This is a genomic window from Nonomuraea sp. NPDC000554 (assembly GCF_040300065.1).
Lineage (GTDB): Bacteria > Actinomycetota > Actinomycetes > Streptosporangiales > Streptosporangiaceae > Nonomuraea.
Window position 1 is genome coordinate 104,000 of the sequence record NZ_JBEPDC010000023.1, and the last position, 12,498, is coordinate 116,497.

Consider the following 12,498-nt stretch of genomic DNA (forward strand, 5'->3'; position numbering starts at 1 on the left):
CGCGCGGAACGCCGCGCGGACCGGCCGAAGACCTCACCGGCGCCTCGCGTCCCTCGGAACCCCCGCCACATCCGCGCGCGGACACAGGCCACGCCACACGTCGGCCTCAGGAGCGCAGGTACGCCAGCACGGCCAGCACGCGGCGATGCTGGTCGCTGTCGTCGGCGTAGAGGCCGAGCTTGTTGAAGATGCTCCTGATGTGCTTCTCGACGGCTCCGTCGCTGATCACGAGCTGCCTGCCGATGGCCGGGTTCGACTTGCCCTCGGCCATCAGGCCGAGCACCTCGCGCTCGCGCGGCGTGAGCTGCGCCAGCGGGTCGTCCTTCCGTCTGCGCACCATCAACTGCGACACCACCTGCGGATCGAACACGGTCCCGCCCGCGGCCACCCGCCGCAGGCCCTCCAGGAACTCGTCGACGTCCACCACTCTGTCCTTGAGCAGATAGCCCACCGCGCCCCTGGCGTCGGCGAGCAGGTCGTCGGCGTAGGAGACCTCGACGTACTGCGACAGGATCAGCACGGGCGCCCCCGGCACCCGGTTCCGCGCCTCGACCGCGGCGCGCAGCCCCTCGTCGGTGAAGGACGGCGGCATCCGCACGTCCACCACCGACACGTCGGGCCGATGCTCGGCGACCGCCTCGACGAGGGCGGTGCCGTCGCCCACGGCCGCGACCACCTCGCAGCCGAACTCTTCGAGCAGCCTGACCAGGCCCTCCCTGATCAGAACCGCGTCATCGGCCACGACTACGCGCACGGCACCTCCGCCACGATCACTGTCGGCCCGCCTTCCGGCGACTGCACGACCAGCTCCCCGTCGACCGCGCGGAGCCGGTCGGCCAGCCCGGCCAGACCATGTCCTTTGGCGACGTGTGCGCCGCCGACCCCATCATCCCCCATGGTGAGCAGCAGCGTGTTTCCGGTGCGGCTGAGCTGGATGGTGCACTGGGTGGCCTGGCTGTGCTTGGCGACGTTGGTGAGCGACTCGGCGACGACGAAGTAGACGGCGTTCTCGACGGCCGCCTCGTACCGCTCGGTGGCCTGGACGTCCAGGTCGACGGGGACGGTGCAGCGCCCGGCGAGGGCGGCGAGCGCGGGCGCGAGGCCGCGGTCGGACAGGATGGGCGGCGCGATGCCGCGCGACAGGGCGCGCAGCTCGTCGAGCGTCTCCCGGGTGGCCGTGATCGCCGAGCTGATCGTGACCTGGGCGGCCTCGGGGTCGCGCTGCATCTGCCGCTGCGCCCTCGACAGCTCCATGGCGAGCGAGACGAGGCGCTGCTGCGGCCCGTCGTGGATGTCGCGCTCCAGCTTGCGCAGCGCGTTGGCCTCGGCGGAGACGGCCGCCGCGCGGCCCTCGGCCAGGTCGTCGATGCGTTCCTGCAGCTCGGCGACGCCGGTCAGCAGCGCCCTGCCGAGCGCGGCGCGCATCAGCGCGGACGCGCGCACGACGAACGGCATGAGGACCAGCACGACCAGGCCGAGGGAGACGTAGAAGACGCAGCCGATCGCGTACCCGCTGCCGAGGCCGATCACCTCGGGCAGCTCCTGGTTGCCGGGGATCCGCGCGGTGATCAGGCCCCACAGCGGGTAGGTCAGGGCCGTGACCGGCACCGCCCAGAACACCAGGGTCAGCACGAACGAGACGATGACCAGCGGGAAGTTCAGGATGCCGTGCAGCAGGTCGAGCCACGACTGGCCGCTGGTGATCGGGTTGGCGAGCCTGCGGAACCTGCCCGCCCCCTCCGGGGGCTGCTTGTAGCGGGGCCGCACCGGCGGACGTTTGAGCACGTCCGACAGCCAGCCACGCTCGGCGTCGGCGAAGCCCCTGGCGATCAGGAGGGTGCCTGCCAGAATCGGCACGCCGATCCACACGACCGACGTGCCGATGCCGGCGACGAAGCCGGGCAGCAGCAGCACGAAGCCGATGACGGCCGTGGGGAAGCCGATCAGCGTGTAGCGCGTGTCGAGCAGGACACGCCGCATCAGGGAGCGCATGCCCTACACGCTAGGGCTCCGCCGAGTCCGGTTCGACCCGGTGCGCAGGCGTTCGACGGTAGGGCCAGCCCTACCACGGCCGGTGGTGCGACCTCGACTCGAAGAGGGCGGCTCACGGCACTGTGCGCAGACGTCCCAGACGGAAGCCTTGGTTCATCCGTTCCCCGATGAAACGAGGCCCCATGACCGTCCTGCTCGACCGTCCGGCCGAGTCTCCGGTACGGCCCCTCCCGCGGAGCCGCAAGGCCGTCAGGGACCCGTTCATCGACCTCCTGCGCGTGTTCGGGATGGCGCTGGTGGTCCTGCAACACTGGACGATCCCGGTGCTGACCTACCAGGACGGCCGGCTCGGCACGGGCAACGCGCTGGCCACCCCGGGCGTCTGGGTCGTCACCTGGATCAGCCAGGTCATGCCGCTGGTGTTCTTCGCGGGCGGCGCCGCCAACGCGATCAGCTTCGGCCGCGCCGCGCACGGCACCCAGCGGTGGCTGGCCGTCCGGCTGCGCCGCCTGGCCTGGCCGCTGCTGCCGCTGGCGGCGGTGTGGATCCCGCTCCCCCACCTGCTGCTCGAACTGGGCGTGCCCGCGCAGCCGCTGGAGACGGGCGCGAAGCTGACCGGCCAGCTCCTGTGGTTCCTCGCCGTGTACGTGATCGCCGTGGTGGCCACGCCGTCCCTGCTGGGTCTGCACGCCCGGCACGGGCTGCGCGTGCCGGCGGCACTGGCGGCCGGCGCGGCGCTGACGGACGTCGTGCGCTTCTCGACCGGCGTCGAGCCGCTCGGCTACCTCAACATCGTGTTCGTCTGGCTGGCGGTGCACCAGCTCGGCTTCCTGTACGCCGAAGGCCGGCTGACCCGTCCGTGGCCGCTGGCGATCGGCGGGTTCGGGACGGCGGCGCTGCTGGTGGCGTTCGGCCCGTACCCGGGCAGCATGATCGGCCTGCCCGGCGCGGAGGTGTCCAACATGGCCCCGCCCACGCTGGCCATGCTGGCCGTCGCCGCCGGGCAGATCGGCCTGGCCACGCTGCTGCGCCCGCTGATCCTGCGGCTCAGGACGGACGGGCTGCTCGCCTGGGCGGGGCCGCGCGTCATGACCGTCTACCTGTGGCACATGCCCGCGCTGTTCGCGGTCACCGGCGTGGTGGTCGTCGGCCTGGGCCTCGACACCCCGGCGCCGGCCAGCCTCGGCTGGTTCGCCGGGTGGCCGCTCTGGTTCGGGCTGCTCTGCCTGGTGATGTGGCCGCTGCTGAAGGGGTTCGCCCGTTTCGAGGAGCCGCCCGCGCTGCCGTACGGGAAGGCGACCTGGGGCTCCTCGCTCGGCGCGGCCGCGCTCGTCGGCGGCGGGCTGCTGATGCTGACCGTGGCCGGGTTCGCGCCCGGCTGGACGCCGGTCGTCGCGACGGTCGCGATCCTCGGCGGCCTGCTGGCGACCGGCCCTCAAACACCGCTCTCGGCCGGGCGCGGCTCCCGCCGGGGTTCGAGCATGGGAGAAACTTCGGCAGGATAGGGAGCGTGAGCCTACTCGTTGACCGCCTGCCCGAAGAGATCGACGCCGAGCCGGACACCATCTTCGACGCGTTCGCCTCCTGGAACGCCGAGCGCGGGCTCACGCTCTATCCCGCGCAGGAGGAGGCGCTCATCGAGGTGGTGTCCGGGAGCAACCTGATCCTGGCTACCCCCACCGGCTCCGGCAAGAGCCTCGTCGCCGCCGGCGCCCACTTCACGGCCCTGACGCGGGACGTCCGCACCTTCTACACCGCGCCGATCAAGGCGCTGGTGTCGGAGAAGTTCTTCGACCTGGTCGCGATCTTCGGTACCGAGAACGTCGGCATGATGACGGGCGACGCCAGCGTCAACCCGGGCGCGCCGATCATCTGCTGCACGGCCGAGATCCTGGCCAACGTGGCGCTGCGCGACGGCGCCGCGGCCGACATCGGCCAGGTCGTCATGGACGAGTTCCACTTCTACGCCGAGCCCGACCGCGGCTGGGCCTGGCAGGTTCCGCTGCTGGAGCTGCCGAACGTGCAGTTCATCCTGATGTCGGCGACGCTCGGCGACGTCTCCATGTTCGAGCGCGACCTGACCAGGCGCACCGGGCGTCCCACCGCGGTCGTCAAGCACGCCGAGCGGCCGGTCCCGCTGGTGTACTCGTACCGGATGACTCCGCTGCACGAGTCGCTGGAGGAGATGCTCAGCACCGGCCAGGCGCCCGTGTACGTGGTCCACTTCACCCAGGCCGCCGCGATGGAGCGGGCCCAGGCGCTGATGTCGATCAACATGGCGACCAAGGCCGAGAAGGAGGCGATCGCCGCCATGATCGGCGGCTTCCGCTTCACCACCCGGTTCGGCCGCGCGCTGTCGCGGCTGGTGCGGCACGGCATCGGCGTCCACCACGCCGGGATGCTGCCGAAGTACCGGCGGCTGGTGGAGCGGCTCGCCCAGGCGGGGCTGCTGAAGGTCATCTGCGGCACCGACACGCTGGGCGTGGGCGTCAACGTGCCGATCCGCACGGTGCTGTTCACCGCCCTGTCCAAGTACGACGGCAACAAGGTGCGGCGGCTGCGCGCCCGCGAGTTCCACCAGATCGCGGGCCGCGCGGGGCGGGCCGGCTTCGACACGATCGGCTACGTCGCCTGCCAGGCGCCCGAGCACGACATCGAGAACGCCAAGGCGCTCGCCAAGATCGGCGACGACCCGAAGCGGCGCCGCGGCTACGCCCGCAAGAAGCCGCCCGAGGGCTTCGTCGGCTGGAGCGAGGAGACCTTCGACAAGCTCCAGCAGGCCGAGCCGGAGCCGCTGAACTCCCGGTTCAAGGTGAGCAACGCGATGCTGCTGGCGGTCATCAACCGTCCAGGCGACTGCTTCCAGGCGATGAAGCACCTGCTCACCGACAACCACGAGGACCGCAAGTGGCAGCGCCGGCACATCAGCCAGGCGATCGCCATCTACCGGTCGCTGCTCGCGGGCGGCATCGTCGAGCAGCTCACGGAGCCCGAGGAGCAGGGCAGGCGGGCCAGGCTGACCATCGACCTGCAGGAGGACTTCGCGCTCAACCAGGCGCTGTCCACGTTCGCGCTGGCCGCCTTCGACCTGCTCGACCAGGAGTCGCCCGGGTACGCCCTCGACATGGTGTCGATCGTGGAGTCCATCCTCGACGACCCGCGCCAGATCCTGTCGGCGCAGCTGAAGAAGGCCCGCGGCGAGGCGGTCGCGCAGATGAAGGCCGACGGGATCGAGTACGAGGAGCGGATGGAGCAGCTCGCCGAGGTCATGTACCCGATGCCGCTCGACGACCTGCTGCTCGGGGCGTACGAGACGTACCGGCGGGGGCATCCGTGGGTGGGCGACTACACGGTCAGCCCGAAGTCGGTGGTACGCGACATGTACGAGCGGGCGATGACCTTCAGCGAGTACATCCAGTTCTACGAGCTGGCCCGCTCCGAAGGCACCGTGCTGCGTTACCTGGCCGACGCCTACCGCACGCTCAGCCGCACCGTCCCCGAGCACCTGAAGCGCGACGACCTGGTCGACCTGATCGAGTGGCTCGGCGAGCTGGTCCGGCAGGTCGACTCGTCGCTGATCGACGAGTGGGAGAAGCTGGCCAACCCGGCCGAGGCGCTGGAGCAGCAGGAGCAGCTGGAGGCCAAGGTGCGGCCGGTCACCGGCAACCCGCGGGCGTTCAGGGTGCTGGTGCGCAACGCGATGTTCCGCCTGGTCGAGCTCTGCGCCATCGAGAAGGAGGGCGAGCTGGAGGAACTGGCCCCCGACGTCGACTGGGGGGCCGCGCTCGACGCCTACTACGACGAGCACGAGGAGATCCTCACCGACGCCGACGCGCGCGGGCCCGCGCTGCTGCGGATCGAGGAGGAGAGCGGGCTGTGGAAGGTCCGCCAGACGATCAGGGACCCTGCGGGCGACGGCGACTGGGGCATCGACGCGCAGATCGACCTGGCGGGCTCCGACGAGGAGGGCCGGGCCGTCGTCCACGTGCAGGGGCTGAACCGGCTCTGAGATTGAAGGCGTGTGCCGGAACGGACTGGCAACAACGTTCCGACACACGCTCGTGCCTCTAGTCTCTCGCCAGGAGCTTCCGCATCTGGTCATCAGAATGTCCCAAGATCGAGACATTCCGCACAATTCGCCAGAGCTCGCGGAGCTCGCGGTGCTCAGCAGGAAGCGATGTCGCAGATCTTCGCGAGCATCCGCTTGGCGTCCTTGGTCTGCCGGGCGTAGTCGGAGGTGGCGGGCTTGCCCCACTCGCCCGCCTGCGTGTACAGGACCAGCGCGTTGGCCCGGCGGGCCACCACCGCCCGCTCCCCGCCGATGCCGATCTTCTTCCCCTGGTAGCTCTGCCCCGAGACGCGCACCGCCTCGTCGCCCAGCGTGACCGCGCTCGTGGCGTACCGGTACGCGGACGAGCCACAGGTCTTCAGGGCGGTCCGCAGCTCCCGCAGGGCCCTGGCCGCGTCAGCGGGGGCGGCGTACAGGATCACCTGCTCGGACTTGGAGAAGTCCGGCACCGCCGTGTAGACGACGGTCTTGGCCGAGGTGCGTCCCGCCTGGCCGAGCTCGGCCTTGTCGCACGGGTTCACCACCAGCTTGGCGCCCTTCTTCCCGCTCACCTGCCATGAGGTCTCGGGGTTGTCGTCCTTCTTGGACGCGGCCTTCTCGTACAGCAGGAAGCCGTTGGGGATGGCGACAGCAGCCGCTAACAGAATCGCGCTGATCATGGGTCAAAATTGTACGAATGAGCGAGCAAGAGATCAGGCGAGTCCTCGGATTGCTGTACCAGGACGACACCCTGCGGGCCTTCGCCTCCCTGGTGCTCGGCGTCACAGAAGGGCTGCCACCGAAGGCCCTCGACCGGCTGGCCACCGGCGGCCTGGCCGCGCAGGACGACGACGGCGTGTGGCGGGCCACCCCAGAACGCTTCCGCGACCTGCTGCGCGCGACCGCCGACCCCGCCCCGGAGGTGAGCGCCGAGGAACGCCTGCTGCGCACCTTCCTGGTCGACGGCCGGCTGCAGACGATGCCGATGAAACGCGACAAGCGACTGGTGGTGCTCCGCTACATCGCCCAGCTCTTCGAGCCGGGCGTCCGCTACGCGGAGAAGGACGTCAACGTAGCCCTGCGCGCCTTCCACGACGACCACGCCGCCCTGCGCCGCTATCTGATCGACGAGTCCCTCCTCTCCCGGGAGGGCAACGTCTACTGGCGCAGCGGCGGCCCGGTGGACCTCTGAATCGCAGCACCGGCACCACCCATGAGACAGCCCCCACGCTGCTGCCGGCGCCGGCCGAGCGGCACCCCGGCATCACCCTGAGCCACCATCTGCCGCCCACGGCCGTCACCGTCACGACCGTCGTCGACGGCACGCTCGACGCGGGGCCGGTGCGCCGCCCCGCCGACCCAGCCCGCGCCGGGCTGGTGTGACGGCCCCTGACTCCGGCCGCCACCATCGAGATCCCTCTGCTGACCAGGGGTGGGGCCCGGGGAGGGTGCCCCGAGGTCTCCGCGGCCGCGTCCCGGCGCCTGGTCGCCTGCGGCCCGCCCTCGGACACCTGCTGCGGGCCGTATCCGGACATCGCCCGCGCCCACGGCGACTCTGCCCTCCCGAAACGGTCACGGCCTAATCTGCATTAGAAACTCGACAAAACTCAACCTCTTGGTTGCCATTGACCGATTTAATGCGAATTCGCCGCCTATTCCTCCGCGAAGCCCCTGCTCATCGCATAAGGCGCAAGGCGGCCAAAGGATTTCTGAAGTCTCGAACGACTCATTGATGGCCATCTCTATCGCAAGTGATCTATGATGTGTGACATATTAGTCCTCCACTCGGGGTCGAGGAGGGGTTCGTGTCAGGCATCGCAGGACTTGACGAACGTGTGGCCGAAGTGGTTAAGGCAGCTCAGCTGGTCAGGCCGGGGAATCGGTTCTTCGCCGCGGCCAAGGACGTCGACCAGGTGACGGCGACGGACGCGCTGGCCGTGGCGCGCCAGTGGGAGGTGATGACCAAGACCTTCATGTTCACGACGATCTCCGGGCTGGGCGTGGCGGCACGGCATTTCATGTCACAGAGAACCCCGGACAGGGACGTGCTGGCGGCATTCCAGACGGCCTACCGGGTCATCGGCGACGACCTGGACAACCTGGCCGAGGATTTCAGCTCGGTGGCGCCCAAGGGGGCCGCCGGCATCCACTACCTGTGGTGGGCCGACTCGATCGTCAGGCCGCTGGCCGAAGTGGCCGGCGAGGACGCGGCGGGGACTCCTCCGAAGGGCGTCGCCAAGCTGCTGGGCGCGATGACGGACATGGCCGGTCACCGACTGGGCGCGGCGGTGCAGCTGCGGGTCGTGGAGGCCATCGCGCTGGACATCGCGGTCGCGTTCCGGCGCATTTACGGCAAGGTCACGGTCGACGGGCGAAAGCTGTTCGCGGCGCCCGACGCGCTGGTGTGGATAGACGCGCACATCAGAGCCGAGACCAGTCACGCCACATCGGTCAGCGATGAAGAGACCGGCATGACAGCCATGGTCGAGAACGGAAACGACGCCGAAGAGCTCGTGCTGCTCGCCGCGGACTACGCGACCCATTGGGCGGGCGCGCTCGACGATTTCGCGGATCGGATTTCTACTGGCTGACCGGGGGAAGGGCGTGCAGAGCCAGTGAACGATGTCATTGACGCGGTCAACACATTACGGGGCTCGGTCCGGCGGAGCGACGTCCGGAACGAGGCATTCCTCAAGCACCTGTCCCATGAGCTGATCACCTCGCCCGTGCTCCGGCACGTGCCGATCGTCCAGGCGTTCGCCGACGACGCCATGGCCTTCGACCAGGATCCCCGGTTGCTCCAGACGAAGGCGCACATCAACAACCGGATGGACAATTCCATTTTCTCGCTGTTCGACGCGCCGTACTTCCCGACGCTGTCCCTCGACTTCCTCACCTACCGGCCGCTCCCGAGCGACGATCATCTGGACGCCAGATATCCCAGCCCGACGATGCCGGTGACGATCGAACGGATGTCGAAGGGCTTCGAGGCCCGGCCGGTGGTGGCGCTCTTCCCCGAGAACCACATCGACGGCCGCCAGGAGAGCGGCGACCTGATCTTCTACTTCATCGACAAGTTCGTCGAACGGCATCTGCGCCTGACCCGGCTGCTCGTGGCCGACATCATGGCGAAGGGATCGTTCCCGCTGGTCGAAGCCGCGGCGCCGGGCGACATCGAGCAGGCGTCGGCGTGGTGGGTGCGGTTGCACGAGTACCACCACCGGCAGGGAGACATGCCGATCCCCGCCTTCCTCCCGGTGAAGAAGTTCAAGCCGCTGGCGGGCCTGGAGGAACTGCGGGTCGACGTGTCGGCGATGCTCGCCTGCCTCAACGACTCCGCCCTGCCCGAGCGCGGCGCGAGGCTCACCTACGAGTACGTGCTGTCCGAGCGGCTGCTCCGCTACGCGGTGGAGGGGATCCCGAGGCCCAACTACGACGCGGTCGCGTCCCAGCTGCTCTTCAACTACCTGGTCGCCGCCGACGGGATCCGGCTGCGCGACGGCCGGATCCACCTGCGCCCGGATCTGCCCGCCGTACTGGCCCGGTTTCTCGGCGAGATCCAGGAGATCGAACGGCACATCCACGGTGAGCCCTCGGAGCTGGTCAGGGAGCGGCTGCTCGGGTTCACCAACCGGTACACGGACTACGACGAGGAGGCGCGGGACTACCGTCACATCCCCTTCTTCGCCGAGGCCAAGCGGAGGCTGGGCGTGTGAACGTGATCAACATCCCGATCTTCCAGATCGACGCGTTCACCGACCGGATCCTCTGGGGGAACCCGGCAGCGGTCTGCCTGCTCGACGAGTGGCTGCCCGAGGCCGTCATGCAGGCCATCGCCCTGGAGAACAACCTCCCGGAGACGGCCTTCATCGTGCGGAACGCAGACGCCTACGACCTGCGCTGGTTCACTCCGGCCACCGAGGTCGAGCTGTGCGGGCACGCCACGCTGGGCGCGGCGTACGTCGTCCTGACACATCTCCAGCCGGACCGAGGCGAGGTGACGTTCCACTCGGCCAGCGGGCCGCTCGTGGTCGCCCGGCACGGGGACCTGTTCGGCCTGACGTTCCCCGCCCTCGGCTTCTCCCCGGTCGAACCGCCGGAGAACCTGCTGCGAGGGCTGGGGCCGTCGACACCGTCAGCGGTCTACAGGTCCATGGACTACGTCGTGGTCTACGACACCGAGGACCAGGTCCGATCGGTGGTGCCGGACCAGGTCGCCCTCTCCGCGCTCGACCTGCGTGGCGTGGTCATCACCGCGCCAGGGGCCGAGGCCGACTTCTGCTCACGCTTCTTCGGGCCGAAGCTGTCGATCCCCGAAGATCCCATCACCGGGTCGGCGCACTGCGCGCTCGTCCCGTACTGGGCCGGGCGGCTGGGGAAGCCCCGGCTGCGTGCCCAGCAGTTCTCGCCACGGCTGGGCCGGACCCGCACGATCAACCTGGACTGCGGCCTGGACGGAGACCGGGTCGCCCTGTTCGGCGCGGCCAGGCAGTACATGGCCGGGACGATCCACCTGTCCGACGACGACCTCCACCAGCACTGAGAGGGATGACTTGCGCACCAAGCGAATCTTCCATGCGGTCGACTCCCACACCGAAGGCATGCCCACCCGTGTGATCACCGGTGGCGTCGGGGTGATCCCCGGAGCGACGATGGCGGAACGCCGGATCCACTTCCGCGAGAACCTCGACCACATCAGGACCCTGCTCGTGACCGAGCCGCGGGGGCACGCGTCGATGAGCGGGGCCATCCTCCAGCCGCCCACCAGGCCCGACGCGGATTGGGGCGTGCTGTTCATCGAGGTGTCCGGTTACCTGCCGATGTGCGGGCACGGCACGATCGGGGTCGCGACCGTCCTGGTGGAGACGGGCATGGTCACCGTGACCGAGCCGGTCACCACCGTGCGCCTGGAGACCCCGGCGGGTCTGGTCGTGGTCGACGTGGCGGTCTCCGACGGGGTCGCGCGGAGCGTGACCCTGAGGAACGTTCCGGCGTTCTGCGAGCGGCTGGACGCCGAGCTCGAGGTCCCCGGGTTCGGCTCCGTCCGCTACGACCTCGCTTACGGCGGCAACTTCTACGCGATCGTGCGACTCGACGACTACGGGCTGCCGTTCGACAGGAAGGCCAAGAACGAGATGACGACCGCGGGGCTGGCCACCATGCAGGCGATCAACGCCACGGACGAGCCGGTCCACCCCGAGGACACGCGGATCCGAGGCGTCCGGCACGTGTACTTCGCCGCGCCGGGATCCGACGCGGCGTACTCGCGCCACGCCATGTCCATCTATCCCGGCTGGTTCGACCGGTCGCCGTGCGGCACCGGCACCAGCGCGCGGATGGCGCAGCTGCACGCCCGCGGCGAGCTGGAACTCGGCGCCGACTTCGTCAACGAGTCCTTCATCGGCTCGCAGTTCACCGGCCGCCTCGTCGAGGAGACGACCGTCGCCGACCGCAGGGCCGTCGTGCCGACGGTCACCGGACGGGCCTGGATCACGGGCACCGCGCAGTACTTCCTGTCCCCCGACGACCCCTTCCCCGCAGGCTTCGAGCTCTGACCACCCATCCGCAAGGAAGGAGACGTCTCCCCATGGCCTCCACGATTCTTGGCCGAATCCCCTTCGACGAGGAACGTATCGCCAAGGACATCGCGCGGCTCGCGTCCATGCCCGTCCCGCAGGAGCCGTACCGGGTCTTCACCACGGGCACCTGGCTGAACATCAACCTGTGGAACGCCTCCGGCGACCACGCCGACGGCTTCTGGTACGGCCACGAGCAGCGTCCCGGACGCCCCACCCCGGTCCTCGACGAGGTTCCCTACCTTCGCGAGATCCTGACCACCTGGTTCAACCCGGATCGGATGACGATGGTGCGCGCGCGCAACGTCGTCGAGTTCTCCATCATCCCGCACCGCGACTTCATCGAGGCCGGAGAGGTGGAGCAGTTCTTCCGGGTGATCATCCTGCTGGAGGACAACGAGCACTCGGTCAACTCCGACGAGGACATGGTCTTCCACATGCGCAAGGGCGAGGTGTGGTTCCTGGACGCGGCCCAGGTCCACGCGGGCATGAACATGTCCTCGCGCAGCCGCTGGTCGCTCTGCCTCGACTTCGCGGCCGGTCCGGGGTTCCGACCGGCCGACATCTTCGCCCGGCCCGAGTTCCACGACCCGGGCCTGCGGCCCACCCTGGTGGAACGCGCGCCGGCCGCTCCGGATCTGCCCGAGCGGCTGCGCGGCCTGAGCACGGTCGTGTCGCGGCACAACATCAAGGACATCGCCTTCCTGCTGGGCCGGATCCACTTCACGGAGGAGGTGCCGATCGGGGCCTCGTGGGACTGGCTCATCGACATCACCCGGCGGTCCGGCGACGCGGAACTGATCGACATCGCCGAACGCGCCAGGAAGTTCTTCGTCCTCTCCCGTGAAGTCGGCGAGGACTTCACCTTCCTGCCAGGGTGAG

The 12,498-nt window shown here is 69.5% G+C and carries 11 protein-coding genes; 8 read left to right on the forward strand and 3 right to left on the reverse strand.

The genetic code is table 11. The features are described 5' to 3' along the window. Nucleotides 1–106: 106 nt before the first annotated feature. Nucleotides 107–754, reverse strand: coding sequence for a response regulator (locus ABT294_RS35585; RefSeq protein ID WP_350810720.1), 648 nt, complete (start codon nucleotides 752–754; stop codon nucleotides 107–109). Beyond that, complete coding sequence (locus ABT294_RS35590) at nucleotides 745–1,992, reverse strand: sensor histidine kinase (protein ID WP_350810721.1); 1,248 nt, start codon at nucleotides 1,990–1,992, stop codon at nucleotides 745–747. The genes ABT294_RS35585 and ABT294_RS35590 overlap by 10 nt, the downstream gene beginning before the upstream one ends. A 182-nt stretch (nucleotides 1,993–2,174) precedes the next feature. On the opposite strand from ABT294_RS35590, the gene ABT294_RS35595 reads away from it, so the two are divergent. Together ABT294_RS35595 and ABT294_RS35600 are read left to right on the forward strand one after the other, a co-directional pair. Then, complete coding sequence (locus tag ABT294_RS35595; RefSeq protein ID WP_350810722.1) at nucleotides 2,175–3,497, forward strand: acyltransferase family protein; 1,323 nt, start codon at nucleotides 2,175–2,177, stop codon at nucleotides 3,495–3,497. Beyond that, complete coding sequence (locus ABT294_RS35600) at nucleotides 3,494–6,001, forward strand: DEAD/DEAH box helicase (RefSeq protein ID WP_350810782.1); 2,508 nt, start codon at nucleotides 3,494–3,496, stop codon at nucleotides 5,999–6,001. Before ABT294_RS35595 ends, ABT294_RS35600 begins: the two co-directional genes overlap by 4 nt. A 155-nt stretch (nucleotides 6,002–6,156) precedes the next feature. On the opposite strand, the gene ABT294_RS35605 is transcribed toward ABT294_RS35600, so the two are convergent. Continuing rightward, nucleotides 6,157–6,720: a hypothetical protein gene (locus tag ABT294_RS35605; protein WP_350810723.1), complete on the reverse strand. Its 564-nt coding sequence runs from the start codon at nucleotides 6,718–6,720 to the stop codon at nucleotides 6,157–6,159. A 17-nt stretch (nucleotides 6,721–6,737) separates the two neighbouring features. On the opposite strand from ABT294_RS35605, the gene ABT294_RS35610 reads away from it, so the two are divergent. The 6 genes from ABT294_RS35610 (at nucleotide 6,738) to ABT294_RS35635 (ending at nucleotide 12,497) form a co-directional block, all read left to right on the forward strand. Further along, complete coding sequence (locus ABT294_RS35610) at nucleotides 6,738–7,232, forward strand: DUF2087 domain-containing protein (RefSeq protein WP_350810724.1); 495 nt, start codon at nucleotides 6,738–6,740, stop codon at nucleotides 7,230–7,232. A 613-nt stretch (nucleotides 7,233–7,845) separates the two neighbouring features. Beyond that, nucleotides 7,846–8,631 carry a DUF6202 family protein gene (locus ABT294_RS35615; protein WP_350810725.1) on the forward strand — a complete coding sequence of 262 codons (786 nt, stop codon included), beginning with the start codon at nucleotides 7,846–7,848 and terminating at the stop codon, nucleotides 8,629–8,631. A gap of 24 nt (nucleotides 8,632–8,655) precedes the next feature. Next, nucleotides 8,656–9,756 carry a DUF6421 family protein gene (locus ABT294_RS35620; protein ID WP_350810726.1) on the forward strand — a complete coding sequence of 367 codons (1,101 nt, stop codon included), beginning with the start codon at nucleotides 8,656–8,658 and terminating at the stop codon, nucleotides 9,754–9,756. After that, nucleotides 9,753–10,583, forward strand: coding sequence for a PhzF family phenazine biosynthesis protein (locus ABT294_RS35625; protein ID WP_350810727.1), 831 nt, complete (start codon nucleotides 9,753–9,755; stop codon nucleotides 10,581–10,583). Before ABT294_RS35620 ends, ABT294_RS35625 begins: the two co-directional genes overlap by 4 nt. Nucleotides 10,584–10,593: 10 nt before the next feature. Continuing rightward, a complete protein-coding gene (locus tag ABT294_RS35630; RefSeq protein WP_350810728.1) occupies nucleotides 10,594–11,595 on the forward strand; it encodes a proline racemase family protein in 1,002 nt (333 codons plus the stop codon). Between the two features lie 32 nt (nucleotides 11,596–11,627). Next, on the forward strand, nucleotides 11,628–12,497 hold the full coding sequence (locus ABT294_RS35635; RefSeq protein ID WP_350810729.1) for an aspartyl/asparaginyl beta-hydroxylase domain-containing protein: 870 nt from the start codon (nucleotides 11,628–11,630) through the stop codon (nucleotides 12,495–12,497). Nucleotide 12,498: the final 1 nt, after the last annotated feature.